Origin of the sequence: Arthrobacter luteolus NBRC 107841 (genome assembly GCF_001552075.1) — a bacterium.
Classification (GTDB): domain Bacteria; phylum Actinomycetota; class Actinomycetes; order Actinomycetales; family Micrococcaceae; genus Arthrobacter_B; species Arthrobacter_B luteolus.
Map to the genome: position 1 here is coordinate 29,746 of NZ_BCQM01000009.1, position 25,783 is coordinate 55,528.

Annotated in this window: 20 protein-coding genes; 14 read left to right on the forward strand and 6 right to left on the reverse strand. The window is 68.4% G+C overall.

Features of this window, described 5'->3' with window-relative positions:
• Positions 1-111: 111 nt before the first annotated feature.
• From tpx to AL3_RS14540, 3 genes are all read left to right on the forward strand, one after another.
• The gene (gene tpx, locus AL3_RS14530; RefSeq protein ID WP_066302385.1) at positions 112-609 is read left to right on the forward strand and encodes a thiol peroxidase; all 498 of its coding nucleotides are present in this window, start codon (positions 112-114) and stop codon (positions 607-609) included.
• Between the two features lie 159 nt (positions 610-768).
• A complete protein-coding gene (locus AL3_RS18500; protein WP_066302386.1) occupies positions 769-2,523 on the forward strand; it encodes a hypothetical protein in 1,755 nt (584 codons plus the stop codon).
• A 244-nt stretch (positions 2,524-2,767) separates the two neighbouring features.
• A complete protein-coding gene (locus AL3_RS14540; protein ID WP_066302387.1) occupies positions 2,768-3,976 on the forward strand; it encodes a globin domain-containing protein in 1,209 nt (402 codons plus the stop codon).
• Positions 3,977-4,070: 94 nt separating this feature from the next.
• Here AL3_RS14540 and AL3_RS14545 read toward each other — a convergent pair whose 3' ends face one another.
• The gene (locus AL3_RS14545) at positions 4,071-4,694 is read right to left on the reverse strand and encodes a rhodanese-like domain-containing protein (RefSeq protein WP_066302388.1); all 624 of its coding nucleotides are present in this window, start codon (positions 4,692-4,694) and stop codon (positions 4,071-4,073) included.
• Positions 4,695-4,822: 128 nt separating this feature from the next.
• Here AL3_RS14545 and AL3_RS14550 point away from each other — a divergent pair, with 128 nt between their 5' ends.
• The 9 genes from AL3_RS14550 to AL3_RS14590 all read left to right on the forward strand — a co-directional run bounded on the left by AL3_RS14550 (position 4,823) and on the right by AL3_RS14590 (position 15,253).
• Entirely contained in the window at positions 4,823-5,596 is a 774-nt protein-coding gene (locus tag AL3_RS14550; protein ID WP_066302390.1) for a hypothetical protein, read from the forward strand.
• Between the two features lie 1,119 nt (positions 5,597-6,715).
• Positions 6,716-7,495, forward strand: a complete 780-nt coding sequence (locus AL3_RS14555; protein WP_066302392.1) for a tyrosine-protein phosphatase — start codon at positions 6,716-6,718, stop codon at positions 7,493-7,495.
• Entirely contained in the window at positions 7,492-8,625 is a 1,134-nt protein-coding gene (locus AL3_RS14560; RefSeq protein WP_066302394.1) for a metallophosphoesterase family protein, read from the forward strand. The genes AL3_RS14555 and AL3_RS14560 overlap by 4 nt, the downstream gene beginning before the upstream one ends.
• Positions 8,609-9,667 (forward strand): ABC transporter substrate-binding protein, encoded by a 1,059-nt coding sequence (locus AL3_RS14565; RefSeq protein WP_246168716.1) that lies wholly within the window; start codon positions 8,609-8,611, stop codon positions 9,665-9,667. The genes AL3_RS14560 and AL3_RS14565 overlap by 17 nt, the downstream gene beginning before the upstream one ends.
• On the forward strand, positions 9,651-11,471 hold the full coding sequence (locus AL3_RS14570; RefSeq protein ID WP_083521776.1) for an ABC transporter permease: 1,821 nt from the start codon (positions 9,651-9,653) through the stop codon (positions 11,469-11,471). The genes AL3_RS14565 and AL3_RS14570 overlap by 17 nt, the downstream gene beginning before the upstream one ends.
• A complete protein-coding gene (locus AL3_RS14575; protein WP_083521777.1) occupies positions 11,472-12,689 on the forward strand; it encodes an ABC transporter ATP-binding protein in 1,218 nt (405 codons plus the stop codon). It begins immediately after the preceding gene.
• A gap of 80 nt (positions 12,690-12,769) precedes the next feature.
• Positions 12,770-13,369 (forward strand): histidine phosphatase family protein, encoded by a 600-nt coding sequence (locus AL3_RS14580; protein ID WP_151724069.1) that lies wholly within the window; start codon positions 12,770-12,772, stop codon positions 13,367-13,369.
• Positions 13,370-13,522: 153 nt separating this feature from the next.
• Positions 13,523-13,927, forward strand: coding sequence for a hypothetical protein (locus tag AL3_RS14585; RefSeq protein WP_151724070.1), 405 nt, complete (start codon positions 13,523-13,525; stop codon positions 13,925-13,927).
• A gap of 651 nt (positions 13,928-14,578) precedes the next feature.
• Entirely contained in the window at positions 14,579-15,253 is a 675-nt protein-coding gene (locus AL3_RS14590; RefSeq protein WP_066302398.1) for a GntR family transcriptional regulator, read from the forward strand.
• A 99-nt stretch (positions 15,254-15,352) separates the two neighbouring features.
• Here AL3_RS14590 and AL3_RS14595 read toward each other — a convergent pair whose 3' ends face one another.
• The 5 genes from AL3_RS14595 to AL3_RS14615 all read right to left on the reverse strand — a co-directional run bounded on the left by AL3_RS14595 (position 15,353) and on the right by AL3_RS14615 (position 21,158).
• Positions 15,353-16,135, reverse strand: coding sequence for a CPBP family intramembrane glutamic endopeptidase (locus tag AL3_RS14595; RefSeq protein ID WP_066302399.1), 783 nt, complete (start codon positions 16,133-16,135; stop codon positions 15,353-15,355).
• Between the two features lie 77 nt (positions 16,136-16,212).
• Complete coding sequence (locus AL3_RS14600) at positions 16,213-17,511, reverse strand: M20 family metallopeptidase (protein WP_066302401.1); 1,299 nt, start codon at positions 17,509-17,511, stop codon at positions 16,213-16,215.
• Positions 17,512-17,585: 74 nt separating this feature from the next.
• The gene (locus tag AL3_RS14605; protein WP_083521779.1) at positions 17,586-18,905 is read right to left on the reverse strand and encodes an aminotransferase-like domain-containing protein; all 1,320 of its coding nucleotides are present in this window, start codon (positions 18,903-18,905) and stop codon (positions 17,586-17,588) included.
• Positions 18,906-18,908: 3 nt separating this feature from the next.
• Positions 18,909-20,090, reverse strand: coding sequence for a M24 family metallopeptidase (locus tag AL3_RS14610; RefSeq protein WP_066302402.1), 1,182 nt, complete (start codon positions 20,088-20,090; stop codon positions 18,909-18,911).
• 96 nt (positions 20,091-20,186) lie between these two features.
• Positions 20,187-21,158: a D-2-hydroxyacid dehydrogenase gene (locus tag AL3_RS14615; protein WP_246168717.1), complete on the reverse strand. Its 972-nt coding sequence runs from the start codon at positions 21,156-21,158 to the stop codon at positions 20,187-20,189.
• Between the two features lie 77 nt (positions 21,159-21,235).
• On the opposite strand from AL3_RS14615, the gene AL3_RS14620 reads away from it, so the two are divergent.
• A complete protein-coding gene (locus AL3_RS14620) occupies positions 21,236-22,513 on the forward strand; it encodes an aspartate aminotransferase family protein (RefSeq protein WP_066302404.1) in 1,278 nt (425 codons plus the stop codon).
• Positions 22,514-22,521: 8 nt separating this feature from the next.
• The gene (locus tag AL3_RS14625) at positions 22,522-25,782 is read left to right on the forward strand and encodes an FAD-binding and (Fe-S)-binding domain-containing protein (RefSeq protein WP_083521780.1); all 3,261 of its coding nucleotides are present in this window, start codon (positions 22,522-22,524) and stop codon (positions 25,780-25,782) included.
• The last annotated feature ends 1 nt before the right edge of the window (position 25,783 follow it).

Sequence of the window (25,783 nt, forward strand, 5' to 3'; positions counted from 1 at the left end):
CACACGCGGAGGGAACCCCGCACCCCGAATTTCTTTGGCTCGGAGCCTCCAGCCAGCATCACCGCAGGTCAGCGTCCCAACAAAGGGAGAAAGACGTGATAGACACGAACCATGGCAACCACAGCATTTAAAGAGAACCCTGTCCGTACCTCCGGTGAGCTTCCCGCCGTCGGCACCTCCGCTCCGGCCTTCGAACTGGTCGGCACCGACCTCGCCGCCGTGACCCTGTCCGGGTTCGCCGGCCGCCGCGTGGTCCTGAACATCTTCCCGAGCGTGGACACCGGTGTGTGCGCGCAGAGCGTCCGCCGCTTCAACGAAGTGGCCGCCGGGCTGGAGAACACCGCCGTGGTGTGTGTTTCCAAGGATCTTCCCTTCGCGCTCGGCCGCTTCTGCGGTGCAGAGGGCATCGAGAACGTGGTGGCGGCGTCCGCCTTCCGCAGCAGCTTCGGCGAAGACTTTGGACTCACCCAGGCTGACGGTCCGCTGGCCGGCCTGCTGGCCCGCGCCGTCGTCGTCCTGGATGCCGAGGGCACCGTGCTGTACACGCAGCTGGTTCCGGAGATCACCACCGAACCGGATTACGACGACGTCGTCGCGGCTCTCGCATAGTCTTCAGTACGCGTTTGAGGCCCGTTCCGCCGTAGCGGGACGGGCCTCTTTCTTTTGGGAAAAGCCGCAGGTCAGGGGCCTAGAATGGACCCGGGGCCACCGGCAGGACGGCCGTGCCTCGCACTTTTTGCACGCAGGTCTCAATGCTTGGGGGAACAGATGAATAAGGAACAGGGCCAACCTGGGCTCGGCGGCGACCAGGGACCGAACGAGGCAGAGCAGCCTGAAGCGGTCCGGGAAGCTGGGGGAGCAACACCGGGCGGGCCGGTGCCGGCTGAGCCAGCCGCAGGAGAATCGGCCGGCCGGGCAGCCGGGTTTGAGGACGCCGGTACCGGGCCGAGGGCGGACGACAGCTCGCGGCTCGCACCGCCCAGCGGATTCGCTTCGCCGGGCGGGTCCTTTGCGGCTCCCAGCGGTGGTCCGGCAGGCTCTGACGGCGCTCCGGACCGCAAACCGGGCAACACTCCGGGCAACCACGCCGATGCCGGCGCCCAGAATCCGGGTGGATCCGGCGGTCCGTACGTTGTTGCCGGGTACCCGGCGTCTGCCCGCCCTTTGACCTCTTATGACCGGCCCAGCGGAAATCCCTACGCCGGGATTCCGGCAGCCGGCAACACCCCGCCCGGTGGTTCCGCACCACTGCCGCACTACCCGCCGGCGGGCGCTCCCACCGGGTCAGCTGGCCAGCCGGGAGCCGGAGGTGCCGGAGCCGGACTTTCTGCGGGTGAAGTTCCCGGGGGCGTCGGCCCGGGTGCTGCTGATCCAGGCCCGGCTGATCCAAGCTCCGCCGATCCGGCTGCCGGTGCGCCGGAATACGTCAGACCGACCTATGGAATGCCGGAGCAGCCCCCGCAGCAGTACACAATGCCGGGCCAGGCTCCCCAGCAGTACGCCGCGGCAGGCCAGGCCCCTCAGCAGTACGCGATGCCGGGCCAGGGGACGCCGGGAGGTTACGGACCCGGATACCCGGGCACCCCCGGATCCCAGGGCCCGGGCTACCCCGGAAGCCAGGGCTTCCCGGGATACCAGGGCTACCCCGGAAGCCAGGGCTACCCCGGCTACCCGGGCTACCCGGGCACCCAGCCGGCCCGGACACCCGGGAAGGCATTGGGTATCGCTGCGCTGAGCGTCGCCGGCGCAGGGCTGATCATCTCCTGGCTGCCGTTCTTCAATGTGTTTACCTTCGTACTTGGCGTCGTGGCCCTGGGTCTGGGTATCCCGGCGCTGATCAAGGGATTCCGCGCCCGCAACGTGGCCCGGGTGCTCGGCATCGTTGCCCTGGCCGTCGCTGTGCTGTCGATGATCATTGCCGGCAGCGTCACTGCCCTCATCGTGGATTCGTTCCGGCAATCGAGTATGGGCCAGTATGACGCCGAGTCGGATCCGCAGCCTGTCCGTCCACTGCCGAACGCTTCCGGATCGCCGGATGCGCTCGCATCCCCGGACGAGTACACCTTCGAAATCAGCGACTCGTTCATGGCGAAGGTGCTCTCCGCGCCGGCGGTTTCGGCGGGCGACGAGGTTCAGGTGGGCGACTACACGGTCACCCTGGTCTCCGTGGACGGCAACGCATCCGCCGAGGTGCAGGAGCGGGACCCTTCCGCGGGTGCACCGGACCACAACTACGTGATCTTCGAGTTCACCACCGTCTACAACGGAGACGGTGAAGGCCGGCTATGGCTGGACCTCGCCCCCGAGTTCATCGGTGCTGACAGCCGCTCCTACAGTGTCCTGGACTGCTCCATGGATCTCGGTGTGAACGCCTTCGACCAGCCAAATCTCAAAAAGGGAGACACCCGCACCTACGAGTTCTGCATGGACCTCCCCGATGAGGCGATCGGAGAGGACAGCAGGACCAGCCTGCGGATGATCCTCGCCGACAACAACGAACCGGTGTACTGGCGCCTGCCATAACCCTGGACCCCGGTGAACCTGCAGCACCCGTAGAAGCGTAAATCTGTAAACCGGCCAAACACAGTGGCGACGCCGGCACCCGCCTGGGTGCCGGCGTCGTCCATTTTTGTGGGCCCGGAGTCCGTCCTGACGGGCTTTTCCATGATTTCTACACGGCGTAGAAGAGGAGTAGTGTGACTGTCGGAAGTCGGTGAATTTTGCTCCTGGCTTTCGAATTGCGCTTCGTTGAGTCAAGGAGTTTTACGTGCTTTCAGATACATCCCGTCCCGTAGTTGAGGCCACTTTGCCGGTGGTTGGTGAGCACATCGGGGAAATCGCGAAACGCTTTTATGCACACATGTTCGCCGAGAAACCTGAACTGCTTGACGGCCTGTTCAACCGCGGAAACCAGGCCGAGGGCCGGCAGCAGCAGGCGCTGGCCGGATCGGTTGCCGCCTTTGCCGGTTTCCTGGTGAATCAGCCCGGCGAGCTGCCCGACCATTTGCTGGCCCGGATTTCACACAAGCACGTTTCCCTGGGCCTGCGGCCGGAACAGTACAAGATTGTGCACGACCACCTGATGTGGGCCATCGGCGATGTCCTGGGCGACGCCGTGACACCCGAGGTGGCGGCAGCATGGGACGAGGTGTACTGGCTGATGGCCAACGCCCTCATCAACCAGGAGCGGGCCATGTACACGGCTGCGGACCTCACACCGGAAAGTGTCTGGAGCACCTGGCGGGTGACGGAGAAGATTCAGGAAACCGCCGACGTCGTGACCTTTGTGGTCGAGCCCGTCGACGGCGGCACGATGAAGCCGGCGCTGCCCGGCCAGTACGTTTCGCTGAAGGCACTGATGCCCGACGGCGTACACCAGCCGCGGCAGTACAGCCTCACCCGGGCGGACGACGGGCTCACTCGCCAGTTCTCCGTCAAGCGGGTTCACGGCCGTCCGACCCCCGACGGCGAGGTCTCCAACCTGCTGCACGCCAAAGTGAATGTGGGCGATGAGGTGGTGCTGTCGGCCCCGTTCGGCGAGGTGGTGCTTCGGGAAACCGGCCGGCCGGTGGTGTTCGCCAGCGCTGGCATCGGCATCACGCCCATGGCCGGAATGATTTCCCACCTGGTCCAGTCGTCGGCGGTCCGTCCCGTGACGCTGCTGCATGCCGACAAATCGGCGGAGTCCTTCGCGCTGCGGGAACAGGTGCGGGCGGATCTGGCGCAGCTGCCGGATGCCTCGCTGACCACCTGGTTCTCGGAGCCTGCGCCTGCGGGTCAGGAGGATGCCCGTCAGTTCTCCGGTGCCATGGACCTGGCCGCCTTCGAGCTTCCCACGGACGCCGATTACTACCTGTGCGGCCCGCTCGGCTTTATGCAGGCGACCCGCAGCACGCTGATTGCCCGTGGGATTCCCGCCCAGGACATCCAGTACGAGGTCTTCGGCCCCGACCTCTGGCTGGCTGCGCCTCAGTAGCGGGAAGGGCCGGGAGTGGCGTCCCGGGGCGTGCCGGGGCCGGTGCCGCCGCCCGCCGGTGCCGGAGCCGGGCCTCGCCGCCGGGACGTGCTGCTTACCGGTCGAGCTGCGCCTGGATTTCTTCCCACGAAGGCTCGGCCGCGCCGCGGTTCCAGGGCAGGTAGGAGAGTGCCTTGCCCATGGCGCAGGTGTTGGACAGCGAGGAGAAAACCAGACCGCCGCTGATTCCGCCGGCCAGGACCCGGAACTTCGGAGACGCGGTGCGTCCGGCCAACAGGCTGATGCCCACCAGGCTGCCGGCTACGAACCGGACCTGGCGTTCCATGTCCCAGACCTGCTTTCCGCGCACCACGGTGCCGCCGGCCTTTTCGAAGTCTGCGACGCTGCCGGTGAGCACCGAGCCACCCTGGAGGCCTGCCGCGGCAAGGCGGTCGTGAGCCTGTTTGGCCCGCACGCCGGACTGGCACAGGATCACGGTGTCCTCACCCAGCCGTGCGGCCAGTTCGGCCGTGTGCGCGGAGAGCAGCGGCAGCGGAATATTGTGCGAGCCGGGGATGTGCGCGGATTCGAATTCGGCGGGATTGCGGACGTCGACCAGCATCACGGCCGGATTCTCCTGGACCAGGGACGCGAGCGTCCGCGGGTCGATCGAGGTTGGACCGTTCGGGGTAGCGGTGGCGGCGTCTGTAGCGGTGGCAGCGGCAGAGGAGGTGCTCATGCGGGTTCCTTCGGTAGTGGTGGCCGGAGCGAAGTCACCACCGTAGGACCCGAATCTGGGAGATGTCCCGGGATATTACGCAGTGTGGCCTTGGATGGCCCACGATGGCGTCAAGTAAGCTCGCGGCCATGGGGAATCACGCAGACGCGGACGACTACCGGCTGTACGCGCGGCCACAGGATGGTCAGGCTCAGGACTCGGTGCACATTGTCGACGACGGCGGTCCAGCCCCGTCCGCGGGACGGGCTGGCGGGGCCGGCGGGGCCAGCGAGGCCGGGGCCGGCGAGGCCGGGGGCAGAGGGACCAACGCCGCCGGTGCCGGTGGGGCATGGGACAGCGTGAACAGCGCTGCCGGGACCGGCGAGGGCAGGACCGGAAGGGATAGCGTGAACAGCGCTGCCGGGACCGGCGAGGGCAGGACCGGCGAGGGCAGGACCGGCGGGGACAGTGCCGCCGGAAACATTGCGGCCACCCGCCGGCTACCCGGTGGGAGCGGCAGCGGGAACGGTACTTCCGGCCGGCAAGCTGGCTCTGCGCGGGCTGAATGGGCTGAAGACCTGGGGGATCCGACCGGCACCGACGGTGTGCAGGGCCCGGAGGCTCCCGGTGGTTTCGCTGCATCAGATGGACCCCGCCGCCGGTTCAACCCCTACCTCTGCGCAGCCTGGGCGCTGGTAGCCGTCATGCTGGCTACTGGCATGTCCTGGCTGACGGGAGCCCTCGAGCCGACCACATATTTCTCGGTTGACCCGTCCACGGGTCAGGGGATGGAGGGCGGGCCGGGTGTCATCGCTTCCAACCTGTACGGCATGGGTCCCTTTGTGCTGTTGTTCGGTCTCTTGGGTGCCCTGACGCTGCTCACCGTGCAGGCTGCGGCGTTCCGGCGGAGCTACGGGCGCTAGCCGGACTCAATGCTCTGCCCGACCTACGGCACGACGCGTCTGGTCGCCCCGAACTCCTCCGCCTTGGGACGTCCCTGCGTTCTGTAGCCCCGTTTTCCTCCGGTTTGGGGCTTGCTTCCCGTTTGGTAGCCCCGTTTTGCTCCGGATTGGGGCTTCCCTCCGAATGGGGGACTTCCCTCCTGTTTGGTGGCCCCGATTTCCTCCGCCTTGGGACGTCCCTGCGTTCTGTAGCCCCGTTCTCCTCCGGTTTGGGGTTTCCCTCCCATTTGGTAGCCCCATTTGCCTCCGGTTTGGGATATCCCTGCCGTTTTGGGATTTCCCTCCCCTGCGCAGAGGCAGGGAAATCCCAAACCGGTCGATTTCACCCCGAACGGAGGGTTTTGACCGCGTCCTTCACCGCCCCGCCCTGGCTGCACAGCCCCCCGATACGGCTGGGGCCTGTGTTAACCCAGCCGTGTTTGTCGCCTCAAAGGACCCGGGCTGTGAGTGGAGAGGAATGCGCGCGGTTTCCCTGTGCCTGTTGAAGGGGTTGCCTGGTGTGACCTCAGGGGTAACTCCTGTAACGAGGAATGGAAACTTCGGCGCGTCTGAGGCTCTGGGCGACCTGAATGCCCGGTTTCTGGCTGGTTGGAGTCTGGGCGGCCCGGGGGCGACCGAAGGAATCGACAGCACGGCGGGGAGGCTTGGCCCTCCTCCTCGCCAGCTAGGGAGGGCGGCCCAAGAAATCGGCAACACGGGCGGGTTGGCCCAATCAGGCGGCAGCCGGGGCGGGGGAGGCTTGGCCTACCTCCTCGGCAACACGGGCCGGTTGGCCCAAGCCGCCGGCAGCGCGGGGCGGGGGAGGCTTGGCCTACCTCCTCGGCAACACGGGCCGGTTGGCCCAAGCAGGCGGCAGCCGGGGCGGTCTGGCCCACCCCATCGCGAGCTAGCGAGGCCTGACCGTCTCGGGCCGCAAAATACCGCCGGACGCCGGGTTCGGGCCGCTACAACGGGGAAGGGGTGCCTGCGAGGCCAAAGTATTCGTGCACGGTTGGCCTGGCCGCCGGTGCCTGTTCACCACTGATTAACCTTCGCTGGATGAACTCGGAGAGCCCCAACCGAGCACGACCCAGAGGTTCCATGAATACCGAGCTGTACTCCACTCCGCAGGCTCCTGCAGACGTTCCGCCCGCAGTCGGCGGATTGTTCAATTTCCGTGACGCAGCAGCAGGAACCGAAACTCCGGGACTGCGCCGGGGACTGCTCTTCCGGTCCGGAGCCCTGAACGACCTTGACGCTGCCGGTCTCGCTGAACTGACTGCAGCACGGATCGCCACGGTGGTGGACCTGCGCGAGCCGGTGGAGGTTGCCTCGGCTCCGGATAGTGTCCCGGCGGGTACACGGGTGCTGAACATTCCGCTCTACCGCGGAAGCATCCCCGTCTCCGAACCGATCGAGGCCGTCTACCAGCATCTGCTGCAGGACTGTGCACAGGCTCTGACCAGCGCCGTCGGCGAGGTGATCCGGAACCTTGACGGCGGAGTTCTGGTGCATTGTGCTGCAGGGAAGGACCGCACCGGGCTGGTCATTGCGCTGGTGCTGGACGCCGCCGGGGCCTCCCGCGGCGCCATTGTGGAGGACTACTCGCGCACCGAAGCGGCCCTTCCGCAGTCTTTCCGTCAGGCGGTGCTGGCCCGGCTCGGCAGCCGGATCGTCGATTCCGCCGAAATGGCCACCGCTGTCCGCCTGCATCTGGCCAGCCCGCCCGAGGTTCTGGACAGCGCATTGGAGATCCTGGCCGAGGAGTCCTTCGCAGGTGAGACGGGTGCCGCCGCCTACCTGCTGCGGCATGGTCTGGGCAGGGGCCTGCTGGACCGGGCCCGCGTCCTGCTGCATGGCACCGGAATCCCTGCGGCATGAACGGGTCCGGGTACACCCTGATTCATCTCACGGACACGCATCTGCATCAGCCGGGTGAGCCGCTGTTTGGTGCCCTGGATACATGGGCACGCACCGCCGAGGCCCTGCGCGCCGCGGCCCGCTACCGGCCCGACGCCGTCGTTATTACCGGTGACATCGCCGATTCCGGCGGCGATATCTACGCTGCCGCCTCCGGACTTTTCGCCCGGGCCGGCCGGGAGCTGGGCTGCCCGGTCATCGTGCTGCCCGGCAACCATGACGTTCCCGGCACCCGGGCGTGGGCCGCCGAAGCGTTCACGGGTTCGCGCACCGACACTGGCCCCGGCCCGGGTAACGACGTGCATTTCGTCGGGGGACTGCGCCTCATCACGCTGGATTCGGACGACCCAGGCCAGCCCGCAGGCCGGCTCACGGGAGAGCAGCTCCACTGGCTGGACACCGTGCTGGCTGAGCCTGCCCCCGACGGCACCGTGCTGGCCCTGCATCATCCGCCCATCGATTCGCTGCTGCCGCAGCTGGCCGGCCGCGGCCTGGCCCGGCCTGCAGAACTGGCCGGCGTGCTGGCCGGCACGGACGTGCGCGCGGTTCTGTGCGGTCACTATCACCATGCGGTGTCCGGCCGGCTGGGCACGGTGCCGGTCTGGGCCGGCCCGGCCGTGTCCTACAGCCAGGATCTGCTCGCGCCGCCGGAAACGGTGCAGGGCCTGGACAGCAGCTGGCTCTCCGTCATCCGGCTCGGCGAAAAGAGCAGCTTCAGCGCCGTTCCGGTGCCGCTGCAGCCCGCCGGAACCCTGTGGGCTGCCGGGACTCTGCGGCCCACCGGCGCCGTGGTGTTCACCAAGGCTGCTGTGCCCCTCAAGGCCGCAGCGTCTCTCAAAGCCTCACCGCCCCTCAAAGCAGCGAACCCCAAGGCCACCGCGAACCCCAAGACCGCCGCGCATCACATCGCCGCAGCTGCCACAGCGCACCTAAATTCCACGCCGGACTCCGACTTGCCCGGGGCCGTCCCCGCCGCGGGCACCCGTTCCACCCGTCCTATCCCGGCGCCCGCACGGGCCCCGGGCCACCCTTACCCGCAGCAACCGCTGCTGCCGGTTTCCCAAGGAGAACCCATTGCTGCACCGCTCTAAGTACCCCGCCCTTGCCGCCGTCTCAGTTGCATCGCTGGCGTCGCTTGCCCTCCTGACCGCCTGCAGCGGCAGTGCCGACGGCGCCGAAAACTCCCCGGCAGCCGCATCTTCCAGCGCTCCGGCCGGCGCCACCGGCACCCTCACGGTGTACACCTCGGAGCCGCAGGCCAAGATCGATGAACTGGTCGCCGCCTATAACGAGGTCAATCCGGAGGTCAGTGTTGAGGTCTTCCGCGCCGGCACCGGCGAGCTGAAGACCCGGATCGCGACCGAGAAGGAGACCGGCGGCATCCAGGCCGACGTGATCCTCGCCGCCGACGTCCCCACCTTCGAGGCGTACGCCGCCGAGGGCGACCTGCAGGTCCTGGACATCGACAACGCCGGTGAACTGAATCAGGACGTTGTCGACGACGAGGGCTACTACGTGGGCACCCGCATCATTCCCACCGTCATCGCGTACAACACCACGCTGGTGGACAACGCCCCCGGGTCCTGGGCCGAACTGACCAACGAGGAATACAAGGGCATGATCGCCATGCCGAACCCGGACGTCTCCGGTGCCGCTGCCTTCAACACCACCGTCTGGCTCGAAACCCCCGCCCTGGGCGAGAACTGGCTGAAGAGCCTGATCAACAATGAACCGACCGTTCTGGAAAGCAACGGCCCGGTTGGCCAGGCAGTGGCCGCCGGGACCTCAGGCATCGGGATTGTGGTGGACTACGTGGCACGCGAACTGGCCGCGAAGGGCTCGCCCATCAGCCTGAACTACCCGAGCGACGGCGTTCCCTACGTCTCCCAGCCGGCAGGCGTCTTCACTGACTCGACGAACCCGGACGCCGCCAACGAGTTCGTGGAATTCCTGGTCTCGAAGGAAGGCCAGGAACTGGCGGTGGCGCAGTCCTACCTCCCGGTCCGCGACGACGCCGGTGTCCCCGAGGGTGCGCCCTCCCTCGCCGACCTGAAGCTGCTGAACCCGGACCTCGCGGTGATTGCCGAGAAGCAGGCAGGCGCCGTCGCGAAGTTCAATGAGCTCCTCAAGTAATTCCGTTGCCCTTCCGGCGGGGCTCAGCCCCGCCGGCCGGGGGCGGCGCGGGCAGGGGCAGCTCAGCCCCGCCGGCCGGGGTCCCCTCGGGCAGAGCCCCGCCGGCCGGGGGCTGCGGGGACAGACCTCCGCCGGACAGACCGCAGTCAGCAGAGGACCCCGGGGCGACGGACTGCATTGGCTCCGGCTGGCGGTCTGGGCCGTGCTGGCCCTCCTGGTGCTCCTGCCGCTCGGTGTCATTGTGTTCCGCGGAGCCCAGCCGTCCAACGCGGATGTGCTCACGGACCCCGATGTCCTGGCTGCAGCGTGGAACTCCGTGTCCTCCGCCGCCGGATCCGCTGCGCTGGCCACCGCGTTCGGTGCGCTGCTCTCCGTCGTCCTTGACCGGACCGATCTGCCGGGCCGGACCGTGCTGCGCTGGATCTTCCTGCTGCCGTTCCTCATTCCGCCGTTCATTGGGGCGATGTCCTGGATGGCGCTGCTCTCTCCGGCCGGTACCCTGAACCAGGCGCTGATGGCGCTGACCGGATCCGCGCGTCCGGTGCTGGACATTTACGGCGGCGGCGGTGTGGTGTTCCTGCTCGCCGTGCACTCCTATCCGCTGGCCTACCTGGTCATCAGTGCAGCGCTGCGCAGGGTCCCGGGCAGCCTGGAGGAAGCGGCCCGGATCAGCGGTGCCGGCGGGCTGCGCACGTTCTGCCAGGTGACCCTTCCGCTGGTGCGCCCGGCCGTGGTGGCAGCATTTGTGCTTACGCTCGTCGCTAATCTCTCCGACTTCGGTATTCCCGCGCTGATCGGCCTGCCCGAGCGGTACACCACGCTCACCACCCTGGTATACCGCTACCTCGCCTCCGGCACCGTCACCAATCCGCTGCCCGCCGTGGCCGCGATCGGCGTCGTGCTGCTGGTCCTGGGCCTGGCCGCGGTGCTGCTGCAGCGCCGGCTGCCCGGGGGCAGCGAACTGGGCGGCGCCGGAGCGGCTGCGCTGCCGCTGCAGCTGGGGTCCGCCCGCTGGGCGGTGACGGCCCTGCTCTGGTGCACCGCCGCCGTCGTCTGCGTCCTGCCGCTGCTGGCGCTGACCGAGCAGGCACTGCTGCCGGCTCCCGGCGTGCCGCTGACCTGGGAGAACCTGACCCTGGCGAACATCGCCCGTGCCGTCACCAGCGGCGGAGCGCTCACCGGCATCGCCAACTCGGTGCTGCTTGCCCTCGGCGCAGCGGTGGCCTGCGGCGTGCTGGGACTCGGTGTTGGTGCGCTCCTGACCCGGACCAAACACCGCTCCAACGCCGCACTGGACGTCACCGCCATGCTGCCGCAGGCACTGCCGGGCCTGGTCCTGGCCGTCGCCTGGCTGCTGATTGCCCCGGCGCTGGGCATCTTCAACACACCCTGGGTGGTCCTCGGCGCCTACGTCATGGCGTTCCTGGCCCTGGTGGTCCAATCCGTGCGGGCACCGCTGGAATCCGTGCCGGTGTCCCTGGACGAGGCCGCACGGATCTCCGGTGCCGGCCCGCTGCGGGCACTGGGCGACGTCGCGCTGCGGCTGAGCGTACCCGCGGCGGTGAGCGGCGCCGTCGTCGTCGCCTTGACCGCCGTGCGCGAACTGACCATTTCCATCCTCCTGGTGGCGCCCGGCTCCCAGACGCTGGGTGTGGTCATCTTCAACCTCCAGCAGGCCGGGGACTATAACTCGGCTTCCGCCCTGGCGCTGCTGGTCACGATCGTCGGCGTCGCGGGGCTCTCCGCGACCGCCGCCCTGGGTGCCCGCCGCACAGCGCGCACCCGCTTCCGGAAGGGAAAGTAAATGTCTTCGATCAGTCTTCAGGGCCTGCGCCACGTCTACGCCAACGGCCATGTTGGCCTCTCGGACGTGGACCTGGACGTGCACGACGGCGAGTTCCTGGCCTTGCTGGGTCCGTCGGGTTCCGGCAAAACCACGCTGCTGCGCAGCATTGCCGGGTTTGTTCAGCCGGAGGGCGGCACCCTGTGCCTCGGCGGCCAGCCGGTGGCGGGGCCGGGTGCCTGGGTGCCGCCGGAGAAGCGGAACCTGGGCATGGTCTTTCAGGACCACGCGATCTGGCCGCACTGGTCCGTGGCCCGGAACGTGGGGTATCCGCTGCGCCTGGCGGGTGTGCCGCGCAAAGCTGCGGAGGCCCGGGTTCGCAGTGTGCTGGGGCTGGTCGGGTTGGAAGGGCTGGGGGAGCGGGCACCGGCTGCCCTTTCCGGCGGGCAGCGCCAGCGCGTGGCCCTGGCGAGGGCGATCGTCGGCGCTCCGCAGGCCCTGCTCCTGGACGAAGCGTTGTCTTCCCTGGATGAACCGCTGCGGGCCAGGTTGCGTCTGGACCTGAAGGCGCTGACGAGTGAGCAGGGACTGACGTCGGTCCACGTCACGCACGACCGCGCGGAGGCCCTGGCCCTGGCGGACCGGGTGGCGGTGCTGCGGGCCGGGCGGATTGAGCAGGTCGGTACTCCGGAGGAGCTGGTGCGGACACCTGCGTCGGCGTTTGTGGCGTCCTTCGTCAGCGATGCCGTGCTGCTGGACGGGACCTGGGCGGAGGGCCGGCTTGAAGTTGCGGAGGGCATCAGCATTCCCGGCGAACGGCTGGAAGCCGGGCCGTGCGTGGGTCTGGGTCACAGTGCGCTGGCGGTTACCGCCGCGGTGTCCCCCCTGGACCTGGTGCTGCACCCGGTGCACCCGAACCTCGCCGGCGACACCGGCTGGGCTCGGACGGGTGTGGTGACTTCTGCGCTCTACGGACCGCACGGGTTCGATGTCTCCGCGGACTGGCAGGGCAGGACGCTGCGGGCGCATGTCACCGGCTGGGTACCCAAGCCCGGGGACCGGGTCCTGCCGGAGGTGCTTCGGGCCCATGTGTTCGCGACGGATGCGTCCGGGGATGTGGCGAAGGATGTGCCGGGTTCTGCGGTGGGGACTGTGGGTGCCCTGGGCGATGGCGCGGGCGCTGCGATGGGGCCGGCGGGGGATACGGAGGCTGGCCGCCGGACGCTGGTGACGGCGTGAAGGGCGACGCGAAGGACGACGGCGTGAGGGACGGCGTGAGGGGTGCGGGCGTAAGGAGCGCAGCGGGGAGGAACGATGCCTTGAGCGATGCAGGCATGATGCATGCCGGCGGAAACGATGCCGTGAGTGGTGCCGTAAGGCCGCCGGAACGGCTGGTCCTGGTGCGGCACGGCGAAACGGACTGGAACCAGGAGCGCCGGCTGCAGGGCCGAACCGATAACCCGCTGAACGGCGTGGGCCGGGCTCAGGCCCGCAAGGCCGGACGGCTGCTGGCCGCTGAGCCGTGGAGTGTGGTGGTGTCATCGCCGCTGCTGCGCGCCGTGCAGACGGCTCACCTCATTGCCGACGCGGCAGGACTGCAGCCGGCCGGCACCATCCCGGAGCTGATCGAGAGGGACTACGGACCGGCCGAAGGGCTGCACCTGAACGGGCTGACCGAACCACAGCTCACATCTGCACTTGGCATCGGCGAACCGGAGCAAGCGGTGGCGGATCGCGGTCTCGCCGCTCTGCGCGGGCTGGCCGCACAGTATCCCGGCCAGCGGATCATCGCCGTGGCGCACGGCACCCTGATCAGGCTCACTCTCTCGGAACTTACCGGCCAGCGGTATCCCCGCGTGCTGAACGGCGAGGTGGTGGAGGTTCCGCTGGCTGCACTGCTCGACTCTTCTCCGGTGTGAGGATCCATCCCGCCGCCGTATGGCCGGGTGTGCCGGTGGATGGCCGGGCTGTCCTGCCTCGCCGGTGGGTGGTCTGATTTGGGGCTCGCGGGGGTGCTGGGTCGATCGGGCTGCCGGGGGCTGGCCGAACGAGGGTCAAGTAGGCTCACCGCCATGGGGAATTCAACGGGTACCTCCGATGAGGAGTACCGGCTGTACACACGATCAACAGTCCGGCGCCGGTTCAATCCTTATCTCTGTGCTGCGTGGGTATTGGTAGCCGTGCTGCTGATGGCCGGCCTCGCCTGGTTGACCGGCGGCCTCGAGCCGCGGCGTTATGCCAGCTACCTCTATGAAGCGTCCAGCGACCAGGGGAGCGGCCGTCCCAGGGGACTTTTTGCGCTGAACTTGTCCAGCTTGGGCCCCATTCCGCTGCTGCTTGGAGTCATGGGCGCCTTCACGCTGCTCACCGTCCAGGCTGCTGGCTTCCGGCGGGCGCGCGGACACCAGTCGTACGCAGTGCCTGTTCTCCCTGAAGATGTGGCGAGTCGTGAGCGTCTGAGAGAAGGACCGGACTGAAACGGGTGGCAGCTGCCGTGTCCTGACTATTTCCTCCGGTGCGCGAATCCCAGCCGTTGGCCGGCGCCGTTTTCCTCCGCCTTGGGACGTCCCTGCATTCTGTAGCGCCGTTCTCCTCCGGTTTGGGATTTCCCTCCGAATGGGGGTTTCCCTCCCGTTTGGTAGCCCCGCTTTCCTCCGCCTTGGGACGTCCCTGCGTTCTGTAGCCCCGTTTTCCTCCGGTTTGGGATTTCCCTCCGTTTGGTAACTCGTTTTGCTCCGGATTGGGGTTTCCCTCCCATTTGGTAGCCCCATTTGCCTCCGGTTTGGGATATCCCTGCCGTTTTGGGATTTCCCTCCGCTGCGCAGCGGCAGGGATATCCCAAACCGGTCGATTTCACCCAGAACGGAGGGTTTTGACCGCGTCCTTCACTGTCCCGGCGAGGCTTTCCAGCCACCGAACTGGATGGGCCTTGTGCTGTTCTGACGGACGCAATCCCGGCCCCGGCCACCCCGACCCATGTTCCTTAGCCCTCGCGACGGCTTTTAGTGCCACATTTCACTCAACTCCACCAACCTCGCTGTAGGATTGTAGACAAGTTCTCCGCGCCAAGCGGACATCTACCCGGCCCCGAAACAGCACCCGGTGCCCCGAGCGGAATGTGGTTCCCGATGGCAATATTTGATCCCGTGGAGCGCGAGTCAACGCCGTCGATCATCGCCGGGAAACTGCGCACCGCCATCGGCCGCGGCCAGATCGCCCCGGGCAGTCAGCTGGTCGAAACGGAATTGGCCAAGGAACTGGGTGTGAGCCGCGGTCCGCTGCGGGAAGCCATGCAGCGCCTCACCCAGGAGGGCCTGCTGATCAGCATCCGGAACCGTGGGCTGTTCGTCATCACCATGACCGACGCGGAGGTGCGGGACATGTACGTGGCGCGCACCGCCGTCGAACGGGCTGCCTCCGAACTCATCCTGCAGCGGGGCGGCAAAGACGTAGCTGCCCGGCTGCTGCAGACAGTGCACTCGATGAAGCAGGCTGCGGACAAAGGCGACCTGGACGCGATGTCCGAAGCGGACATGGAATACCACTCCACACTGGTTGCTGCCGCGGCAAGCCCCCGCCTCACACGCATGCACAACACCCTGCTCACCGAGACCCGGATGTGCCTCACCGCGCTGGAACGCCGGTATCCGGATCCGCACGCCCGGGTGGGGGAGCACCAGGCCATCGCCGAAGCATTGGCTGCGGGCGATCAGGACCTCGTCGGCCGGCTCCTGATCACGCACATGGACGACGCCCTGGACCGGCTCACCAGCGGCGGAACTCCGGAAGCCGCGACGGCGTAACCCCGGACTCAGTTCCTAGCCGCCGAGCCGGTGCACCTCCGGTGCCTGCGACGGTGTTCGCGTTGGAAGCCCAGGCCAGTTCCGGAGCGGCGGACCCGGCTACGTGCTTGAAATCCGTTCCTTGGCGTCGCTGATGACGAAGCGGACACAGACGAGTCCCAGCAGTCCGGTCAGCGGCACGATGACGTTGGCGACGTAGACGATGTCACCGGGTGTGCCGACCCCCGTGGCGAAAACGGAGAAGTCCCAGAGCCCGTGGAGGAGCATCGCCGCCCATAGTGAGCCAGTGGTCCGCCGGAGGATGTAGAACACGGTTCCGGCCAGGAAGGCGAAGAACACCTGCTGTACCGTTCCGGCCGCATCGGCACCAAGGGCGATGTTCACGAAGTGGGTCAGACCGAACATGGCCGACGTCAGGAACCACACCCAGCCCTCGCTGAGCCGAGTACGGAACCCAACCAGCAGGAGCCCGCGGTTGACGATCTCCTCAGTGAACCCGACCAGCCCCAGCGTGAGGGAGGCAGCAAGGAAGGCCCCGCTGTAGGCTGACCAATCCGTGCCGGCCAGGTTCATGGCCGCCGCCACGGCCATCAGAATCGGAATGAAAATTGGCCAGCGGTGCCGGCTGCGGTTCCTGTCGTACAGTGCCGGGTGCCACCACCCCAACAGGGTGGTTGTCAGCGCCAGTAGTACGGTCGCCACGATGAGGGAGAGACCGGCTCCGAAGAACAGGTTCCCTGCGCTGTCCCCCCACGTGTCGTAGGGAATACCGCTGAGGGACTGGATGATGTAAACGAGACCGAGGTATCCAGCCCAGATGACCAGGCCTATCCATACCCGCGGAACAACCCGCCTTTCACGCTCGAAACCGTCATGCTCCACCTTCCAGGCGCACAGGAACTGTTTTCTGCAGCCTAGAACATTCATGCCCGCAGAACCGCGCACTGCACCCGTTGCGCCTAGCCAGCGTGGCGCAGGCACATCAGGGCATAGGCCCGGGAGGCCGCGAACAGCTCGGCGACGCTGACCGACTCGTTGACCTGGTGCGCCTGGTCGTTGAGCCCGCCGGGGCCCATCACGATCACCGGCAGGCCGAGGTCCCGGGAAATGAAGCCTCCGTCGCACGCCGCGGACCAGCCACTCACAACGCTGGCCACGCCCGCGTCAGCCAGAGCGGATACGGCGTTCGAAACCAGAGGATGCGACTCCGGCGTGCGGAATCCCGGCATTTCCATGGTTACGGAGGCCTCCACCGAGATCCCGTCGGTATCGATGCCGGCTTCACGGATCCGGGCCAGCAGGGAGTCGAGGATTCGCTGGGGGTCCTCATCTGGCATCAGCCGCCGGTCCAGCGACACCGTGCACTCCGCCGCCACCATGGAAATGCCGGTACCGCCGCGGATGAGCCCGATGTTCCAGGTGCCGGAACCCAGCAGCGGATCGGCGTCGGCCTGCAGCCGGGCGTGGTCTGCCCGGACCAGGTCCAGGATCTTCGCCGCAGCGTCGATGGCGTTGCGCCCGTCCGCCGGCCGGCCGGAGTGCGCCGACTTTCCGGTGACCGTCAGTTCCAGATAGCTGTCTCCGCGGCAGGCGATGACGGTCTCCAGGTCGGTGGGTTCGGCCACCACACAGGCGGAATAGGGGAAGGCCGGGGTGGCCGAGGTGAGCGGGGAATCGGGGGAAGCTGCCAACGCAGCAGCCTTGACCGCGGCGGTGTAGGCGCGGATACCGATGCCCAGATCCTCCTCATCCACGGTGCAGGCCAGGGCGGCGCTGCCCGGCAGCTCGGCGCCGGCGGCCCGGAGCGCCTGAAACGCGATCAGCACGGCGGCCAGTCCGCCCTTCATATCCGTGGAGCCGCGGCCAAACAGCCGGCCGTCCCGGACAAAGGGTTCAAACGGCGGCCGCTCCCAGCCGGTGCCGGCGGGAACGACGTCGGAGTGCCCCAGGAAGAGCAGGCCCGGCCGGGTTGCGTGCGGCTGGGTTCCGCTCGTTTGGGTTCCGCCGGGCTGCTTCCGGCCGGGCAGGACGGCGGTGAGATTCGGCCGGCCGGGAGCCACCAGATCCGTGGAGACTTCCAAACCGGCGCCGCGGCAGAAGTTCGCCAGGACCTCCACGGTGGCTTCCTCGGTCCCGCCGGGATTCTCACCTCCGGCGGCGACCAGGGCGGACGTCAGGTCGATGAGGTCCGCCTCGCGGATCAGGCTCAGGACCTTCTCCTCGAGGACCCTGTCCTCCACCTTTTGGCTGGCTGTCATCCGTGACTGCCCCTCTACCGGTGACTGCCCCGCTAGCGGTGACGGTGACTGCCCCGACAGATCAGGCTGGGCAGTCACGGGGCTCCGCCGTCGTCGAGCCCGGTGCTCTCGCGGCCACCCAGCGCCGCCAGCTCCCGGTCCATCGCCCGGCGCAGCCGGAGAATGCCTTCCTCCGCCCGCTCCGGAGTGGTGGAGGCGAAGCAGAGCCGCAGGGCGTCGTCGAACTTTCCGCTCGCCGACAGCGCCGGCCCGGGGATAAACGCGACGCCCTCGGCGAGGGCCGTCTCGAACAGTTTCTGCGTGGAGATGCGCGCGTCTTCGCCCTGCAGGGTGAGCCAGAGGAAGAAGCCGCCCTCGGGGTCGGTGGTGGTGATCCGGCTGCCGAGGTGGCGGTGCAGGTTCTCCTGCATGGCGTCCTTTCGGCGCTTGTATTCCACGCGGAGCCCGGCGAGGTGGTTGTCCAGGCCGCCGCGGCGGATGAACTCGGCCACCAGGTGCTGGGCGGGGACGTTGGTGCAGGTGTCCATGGCCTGCTTGGCGTTGATGACCAGCTGGCGGACGGCCGGGTCGGTGTCCACCCAGCCCACGCGCAGCCCCGGGGCCAGGATCTTGGAGAAGGTGCGGACCGAGAACAGCAGCGGGTCGCCGGGGCTCAGCGCCTGCAGGGACGGCAGATCCTCGCCCTGGAAACGCAGCAGTCCGTACGGGTCGTCGTCGATGATGACGGCGTTCCACTCGTGCGCGAGCTCCAGCAGGCGCTGCCGGCGCGGCAGGGAGAGGGTCACGCCGGAGGGGTTCTGGAAGTTGGGAATTGTGTAGATGGCCTTCGGGGTGCGGCCGGCGGCGGCCACCAGCTCCGGCAGGGCCTCCACGATCAGGCCGTCCTGGTCCACGGGGACTTCCAGCAGCTCGGCGCCGTAGCTCAGGGCGGTGGCGCTGCCGTTGGTGTAGGTGGGGCTTTCCACGATCACGAGGTCGCCGGGGTTGATGAAGATCTTGCAGGCCAGATCCAGGCCCTGCATCCCGCCGGCGGTGATGGTGATCCGATCGGGGTCCACGGGATCCGAGGTCCCGGCCAGATAGTCCACCAGGGCGTCGAGCAGCACCGGCTCGCCCTCGGTGGCGCCGTAGGTCAGGGAGCTGTGGTCCAGGACCTGTGCGTTGATGTCGCGGAATTCCGCCAGCGGCACCGCTTCATCCGCGGGGGAGCCCATGGCGAAGCGGACAATGTCATGGGTCTGCGAGGCCAGCAGCGAGGTGCTGGAGTCGATCACGGAACCGACCAGACCGGCGGCGCGGTCCGCCAGCGGCAGGGCGAGCCGGGCGCTGGCGGCCCGGGAGCCGCCAGCCCGGGCGCTGGTGGTGGAGGAAGCGGCAAAGGAGTTCAGGGTCATGGGCTAGCTGCCTTTCTGGAGCAGTTCCCGCGGGAAGCTGGTGAGGGGTTCCACGCCGTCGGGGCTGACGCGGATTGATTCGGAGAGTTCGTAGCCGTAGTTATCCATCCACATACCGCCGATCAGATGGAAGGTCATGTTTTCCGCCAGGATGGTCTCGTCCTCAGAGCGGAGGGAGATGGTGCGTTCGCCCCAGTCCGGCGGATAGCCGATGCCGATCGAGTACCCGATGCGGGAGGGCTTTTCCAGGCCGTACTTGGCCAGCGTCCGGTTCCAGGCCCGGGCGAGCTCGTGCACCGGCACGCCGGGCTGGACTTCGGTGAGGACGGCATCCAGTCCGTCGGCGACGGCGTCGGCCAGTTTTGCGAGCCGGTCCGACGGCGGCCCCAGCACCACGGTGCGGGCCAGCGGCGCGTGATAGCGGTGGTAGGCACCGGCGAGTTCCACCACCACGGCCTGTCCGGCCTCGAACCTCTCCTCGCTCCAGGTCAGGTGCGGGGTGTCCGCCGCCTCGCCGGTGGGCAGCATCGGCACGATCGCGGGGTAGTCCCCGCCGATGCCGTCCACCCCGGCAATCTGTGCCGAGCTGATGGCGGCAGCGGCGTCGCACTGGCGGACGCCGACGGCGATGCTCTCGACGGCCGCTTCCATGGCACCGTTGCAGATCCGGGCGGCCTTGCGCATCAGCTCAAGCTCGGCAGGGGACTTGACCGCGCGGACCCAGTTCACCAGTTCGAAGCAGTCCACCAGCGTCCATTCCGGCACGGCGTTGACCAGCGAACGGTAGGCCTTGGGGGAGAAGAAGTGCGAGTCCATTTCCAGGCCCACGCAGCCCGCTGCGGCCGGAGCGATCAGGTGGCGCTCGCGGAGGGCGAAGGCCACCCAGTCATAGGGGTGCAGGTGCGGGCGGTGCACATACCGCTCCGGATAGCCGACAACATTTTCCGGGGGCAGCCAGCTGGTGCGGGTCGCGCCGCCGGCGTCCATTTCGCGGGTGAACAGCAGCATGGGCCCGTCCGCGGGAACGAAGAGCACCTGCGGTGTGTAGAAGGACCAGGCGTTGTATCCGGTGAGGTAGTAGAGATTGGCCGGATCGGTCACCAGCAGGGCGGAAAGCCCCTGCCGCGCCATCCGCGCGCGGACCTCGGCGAGCCGGGCATCGTATTCCTCTTGGCTGAACAGCAAGCGGGCACCTCCACATAGTTGTTGGTTTGACCTCGACGACGGTGGCGAGGCTGGAGCTGAGTAGGACCTTAGAGACTGAGTGAACTGAGTATGCGCTTATCTGCTGCTCACGTAGCCGCGCTGCTTGTCCACCACATTGGCCAGATCCGCGCCGGTCGTCCAGCGTTCCAGGTTGTCCTGGAACTGCCGGGCGAGCGCGTCGCGCCAGCCGACGACGTCGCCGCACATGTGCGCGGACAGGTGGACGTTCTCCAGGCCCCAGAAGGGATGGGACACCGGCAGCGGTTCTTCGCGGAACACATCCAGCGACGCGGCGGCGATCTGCCCGCGGCGCAGCGACTGGAGCAGCGCGTCTTCATCCACCAGGGCGCCGCGGCCCACGTTAATAAGGTGCGCGCTGGGCTTCATGGCGGCCAGGACGACGTCGTTCACCAGATCGCGGGTCTGTTCGGTGAGCGGGGCGGCCAGGACCACGTGGTCTGCCCAGCCCGCGTGCACGGCCAGGTCCGAGCTGGCCACCACCGTACCGAAATCCGGGTCGTCCTCCCGCGGGGTCCGGCCGGCGCCGCGCACCTCCAGGCCCACCGCCCGCAGTAGCCGGGCCGTGGCGCGGCCGATTCCGCCGGTGCCCACCACCAGTGCCCGCGATCCTGCGGTGCGGGTCAGCTCGCGGTGCTTCCAGACCGAGTCCTGCTGCAGCCGCTTGCTCAGGTGCAGCTGCTTGTTGTGCGCCAGGATTGAGGCCAGCACAAACTCGGCGATCGGCTGGTCGAACGTGCCGTGCGCGTTGGTGACCACTACATCGGAGGACCGCAGCTCCTCGAACAGCATGGCGTCCACGCCGGCCGCTGCCACGTGCACCCATTTCAAGGCATCGGCGTGTGGCCAGGCGTCGCGGAGGGCGGAGGAGAAGAAGTCCCAGAGGAACAGGACGTCGGCGCCGGCAACTGCCCGGGGAAGGCCCCCGGCGTCGGTCACGGTCACGTCCGCCACGGCCTCAAGGGCGTCCAGATTGAAGGGAAGGGCCACGCCCTGGGCGGAAAGAAGAACCACACGGGGTTTGCTCACAGTGTTACTCACGCCACAACCGTATCCCTATTGCAGGATTGTTGACAATAGACAGATGTGACCTGCATCATAACGGCATGACTTCCCTCAGCCCCGCCCTCAAGCAAGCAACCCCGGTGATCGTGGACCATGCCCTCGGCAGCTGGATCCACGGGACCGACGGCAGGTCCTACCTGGACTTCACCACGGGAATCGGCGTCACCAGCACCGGGCACTGCCACCCGAAGGTGGTGGCCGCCGCCCGGGAGCAGGTCGGCAAGATCATCCACGCGCAGTACACCACCGTGATGCACAAACCACTGCTCGAGCTGACCGAGAAGCTGGGCGAGGTCCTCCCGGCCGGACTGGACTCCGTCTTCTACGCCAACTCCGGCTCCGAAGCCGTGGAAGCCGCGGTCCGGCTGGCCCGCATGGCCACCGGCCGGCCCAACATTGTGGTGTTCCAGGGCGGGTTCCACGGCCGCACCGTCGCTGCCGCCTCACTGACGACGGCGGGCACCAAGTTTTCCGCCGGCTTCGCGCCGCTGATGGCCGGTGTCCACATGTCCGCCTTCCCCTACGCCTACCGCTACGGCTGGGACGAGGACACCGCGGTCGCCTTTGCGCTGCAGGAGCTCGACTACCTGCTGCAGACCCGCACCGATCCCAAGGACACCGCGGCGTTCCTGATTGAACCCGCACTGGGCGACGGCGGCTACCTGCCCACCCCGCCCGCGTTCCTGGAAGGCCTGCGCGAGCGCGCAGACAAGTACGGCATCCAGCTGATCTTCGACGAGGTCCAGGCCGGCGTGGGCCGCACCGGAAAGTTCTGGGGCCACCAATACTCCAGCGCCACCCCGGACATCATCATCACGGCCAAGGGCATCGCCTCGGGCTTCCCGATTTCCGCCATCGCCGCGTCCACCGAGACCATGTCCAAGGCCTGGCCCGGCTCGCAGGGCGGCACCTACGGCGGCAACGCCGTGTCCGCTGCCGCCGGCGTCGCCACCCTGGAAGTGGTGCAGGAAGAAGGCCTGGTGGAGAACTCGCGGGTCCGGGGCGAACAGCTGCAGGCCGGGCTGCGGGAGATCCAGGCCCGGTTCCCGGTGATCGGCGACGTCCGCGGGCGCGGCCTGATGCAGGGCATCGAGTTCACCGCGGAGGACGGCACCCCGGACGCCGGGACCGCTGGGGCAGTGCAGCAGGCCACCACGGAGCAGGGTCTGCTGACCCTGACCTGCGGCCCGGCCGGCAACGTGGTCCGGCTGATCCCGGCGCTGGTGGTCAGTGCCGAGGAAATCAGCATGGGCCTGGAACGCTTCGAAGCTGCCTTGGCCGCCGTCACCGGTATCGTGCCGGCGAGCGTGGCGGGCTGAGCTTTCCGATGACTGACATCGACGTCGCTGCCGGAAACGGCGGGGGATCCGGCCGGCATGCTGGCCGGCGCGCTGACCGCAGCCCGGCCGGCGGCCGGCGCGACAGCGGGAAGGGCGGCGCGGGTCCCAGCACGGAGGATGCAGCCCAGCGCCGCGTACTGGCGGCGTTGGCGGCTGCGGGGATTTCCGCCGACGGGTCGCCGCGGCGGCTGGCCGAGTACTCCTACGACGCGTCCAACTACCGGGTCCCGCCGCTGGCCGTGGTGTTCCCGCGGTCGGTGGACGACGTCGTCGCGGTCCTGACCGTCTGCCGGGAGACCGGAACACCGCTGGTTCCCCGGGGCGGCGGCACCTCTATGGCCGGCAACGCCATTGGCCCCGGCGTCGTCCTGGACTTCTCCCTGCACCTAAACCGCATCCATGCGATCGATCAGGCCGCCGGCACCGTGGCCGTGGACCCCGGAGTTGTGCTGGCCGTCCTGTCCCGCGAGGTGGAGCAGGCAACCGGCGGCCGGTTCACGTTCGCCCCGGATCCGTCGTCGAAGAACCGTGCCACGGTCGGCGGTGCCCTGGGCAACGACGCCTGCGGCAACCACTCCGTGCGCTACGGCCGCACCTCGGACCAGGTGGCGGAGATCGACGTCGTCACGGCCGACGGCGCCCGGCTCACCGCCACGGCCACGGGACTGCAGGCGACCGACCCGGGGGACAGTTTTTCTGAACGGCGTGCTGCGGCGCTGGCCGCGGGACTGCGGGAACTGGCGCACGCTAACCTGGCGGACTTCCGGGTGGAACTCGGGCGGATCCAGCGCCAGGTCTCCGGTTATCACCTGGCCAACCTGCTGCCGGAACACGGCTTCAACGTGGCCCGGGCGCTGGTGGGTTCCGAGGGGACCTGCGCGGTGATTGTGGGCGCGCGGATGAAGCTGGTGCCCAAACCGGCCAGCGCGCTGCTGGTCTGCCTCGGCTACCCGGACGTGGTGGAGGCCGCCCGGGACATCGAAACCATCCTGGAGTTCTCTCCGGCCGCGGTGGAGGGGATCGACGAAGCGATTGTGGACACCATGCGCTTCCGCCGCGGCGCCGATTCGGTCACCGGCCTGCCCGCGGGTAAGGCCTGGCTGTATGTGGACCTCGACGGCGACGATCCCGCTTCCGTGCAGGCCGCGGCGGACCGGCTGCTGGCCCGGCTGCAGGAAAACGGCCGGCTGATCGAGGGCCGGCCGGTGCCCGACACCGTTGAGCGGGCCTCGCTGTGGCGTGTCCGGGAAGACGGCGCCGGGCTGTCCTCCCGGCTGTCCACGGGTGGTGAGTCCTGGCCCGGGTGGGAGGATTCCGCCGTCGCGCCGGAAAAACTGGCCGATTACCTGGCCGACTTCCGAGACCTCCTGGACCAGTACGGGCTGCAAGGCGTGATGTACGGGCACTTCGGCGCCGGGTGTATGCACATCCGCATCACCTACGACCTGCGCACCGCGGCCGGGCGGGACGTGTTCCGGGCCTTCTCCGCCGACGCGGCGCGGCTGGTGGTGCAACACGGCGGCTCGCTCTCCGGAGAACACGGCGACGGCCGGGCCCGGTCCGAGCTGCTGCCGCTGATGTACTCGCCGCGTCTGCTTACGGCGTTCACCGCGTACCGGCGGCTGTGGGACCCGGCCGGGATCCTGAACCCCGGATCGCTGACCGAGCCGGATCCGATCGACGCGCAGCTGGCGCTGGACGGGGTGCCGGCACGGGAATGGCGCACCAGCTTCGACCTGCGGCCGCTGCATTCCGGGGGTGGGTCGGCTGTTGAAACTGATGACCCGGTTGGTGCTTTTGGAACTGTTGGCAGCGGCGGGGGGAACAATATTGATCCGTTCGTCCACGCGGTGCAGAGCTGCATCGGCGTCGGCCGCTGCCGCACCGATGCCGACGGGGTGATGTGCCCCAGCTACCGGGCTACCAAGGACGAGAAGGACTCCACCCGTGGCCGTTCCCGCGTGCTGCAGGACATGGTCCGCGGAGCCCGCACTGTGGAGGAGGGCTGGAAATCGGAGGAGGTCCGCGAGGCCCTGGACCTCTGCCTGTCCTGCAAGGCCTGCTCCAGCGACTGCCCCACCGGCGTGGACATGGCGACGTACAAGTCGGAGTTCTTCGACCATTACTACCGGGGCCGGCTGCGCCCGCTCTCGCACTTCTCGCTCGGTTGGTTGCCGCGCTGGCTCAAGCTCACCGGCAGGGTGGCGCCGCTGGTTAACGCCGTGCTCGCGACGCCGCTGGGCAAGCTCGCCGCGAAGCTTGGCGGACTCACGACCGAACGCTCCCTGCCCCGGTTCGCCGGCGCGGGGGAGTGGCGGGCTGGGGTCGCGGCTGCCGGGGTGGAGATGCCCCAGCGGACTGATGGCCGGACGCGGAGCCGGGCTGGCGGGCCGGCAGATGCCGGTGCAGCACCCGGCCGGGCGTCCCCGCACCAAGCCGACGGCGTCGTCCTCTTCGTCGACACCTTCACCCGGGGTTTTCGCCCCGAGGTCGCCGGTGCCGCGGCTCGCGTGCTGGCCGATGCGGGCGAGCGGACGGAATGCTCCGCGGACGCCTGCTGCGGACTGACCTACATTTCCACCGGGCAGTTGGACACCGCCAAGAAGCTGCTGGCTAACGCCGCGCAGACGCTGGATGACGGCACCGACCGGCCCATCGTCGTCGTCGAGCCCAGCTGTGCCGCCGCCCTGCGGAAGGACCTGCCGGAGCTGGTTCCCACCGAGCAGGCCCGCCGGGTCGCGGCCCGGGTGCGCAGTTTTGCCGCGCACATGGGCGAATTGTCCGCGGCGGGCTGGACGCCGTCGCCCGCGGTGCCGCTGCCGGAGCAGGTGGTGCTGCAGACGCACTGCCACGAATACTCCGTTTTTGGTGCCGGAACGCAGAAAACCGCGCTCGCCGCCCTCGGGGTTCCCACCGTGGTCGATGCGACCGGCTGCTGCGGCGTGGCCGGGAACTTCGGCTTCGAAAAGGAGCACTTCGACGTGAGCATGCAGGTGGCCGAGCAGGCCCTCGCCCCGGCGCTGCGGGACACCAGCGCGGACACCGTAGTCCTCACCGACGGCTTCTCCTGCGCCATGCAGGTCAACCAGCTCGACGCCGCCCGGCCCGCAACCCATCTGGCCCAGCTCCTGGACCCCAGACCAAAGACCGGCCCGGCCACCGGCGTCGCCACGGACCCGAAACCCGGCTCCAGACCTGGTCTCGAGAATCCCAAAAACTTTCCAACCTCCAATCAGAAGGACTCCTGAG

Excerpts from the sequence above, each read along its gene's own strand:
- tpx (WP_066302385.1), top strand. The coding sequence starts at position 112 with ATGGCAACCACAGCATTTAAAGAGAACCCTGTCCGTACCTCCGGTGAG.
- AL3_RS18500 (WP_066302386.1), top strand. The coding sequence starts at position 769 with ATGAATAAGGAACAGGGCCAACCTGGGCTCGGCGGCGACCAGGGACCG.
- AL3_RS14545 (WP_066302388.1), bottom strand. The coding sequence starts at position 4,694 with ATGAGCACCTCCTCTGCCGCTGCCACCGCTACAGACGCCGCCACCGCT.
- AL3_RS14550 (WP_066302390.1), top strand. The coding sequence starts at position 4,823 with ATGGGGAATCACGCAGACGCGGACGACTACCGGCTGTACGCGCGGCCA.
- AL3_RS14555 (WP_066302392.1), top strand. The coding sequence starts at position 6,716 with ATGAATACCGAGCTGTACTCCACTCCGCAGGCTCCTGCAGACGTTCCG.
- AL3_RS14560 (WP_066302394.1), top strand. The coding sequence starts at position 7,492 with ATGAACGGGTCCGGGTACACCCTGATTCATCTCACGGACACGCATCTG.
- AL3_RS14570 (WP_083521776.1), top strand. The coding sequence starts at position 9,651 with ATGAGCTCCTCAAGTAATTCCGTTGCCCTTCCGGCGGGGCTCAGCCCC.
- AL3_RS14575 (WP_083521777.1), top strand. The coding sequence starts at position 11,472 with ATGTCTTCGATCAGTCTTCAGGGCCTGCGCCACGTCTACGCCAACGGC.
- AL3_RS14585 (WP_151724070.1), top strand. The coding sequence starts at position 13,523 with ATGGGGAATTCAACGGGTACCTCCGATGAGGAGTACCGGCTGTACACA.
- AL3_RS14590 (WP_066302398.1), top strand. The coding sequence starts at position 14,579 with ATGGCAATATTTGATCCCGTGGAGCGCGAGTCAACGCCGTCGATCATC.
- AL3_RS14600 (WP_066302401.1), bottom strand. The coding sequence starts at position 17,511 with ATGACAGCCAGCCAAAAGGTGGAGGACAGGGTCCTCGAGGAGAAGGTC.
- AL3_RS14605 (WP_083521779.1), bottom strand. The coding sequence starts at position 18,905 with ATGACCCTGAACTCCTTTGCCGCTTCCTCCACCACCAGCGCCCGGGCT.
- AL3_RS14620 (WP_066302404.1), top strand. The coding sequence starts at position 21,236 with ATGACTTCCCTCAGCCCCGCCCTCAAGCAAGCAACCCCGGTGATCGTG.
- AL3_RS14625 (WP_083521780.1), top strand. The coding sequence starts at position 22,522 with ATGACTGACATCGACGTCGCTGCCGGAAACGGCGGGGGATCCGGCCGG.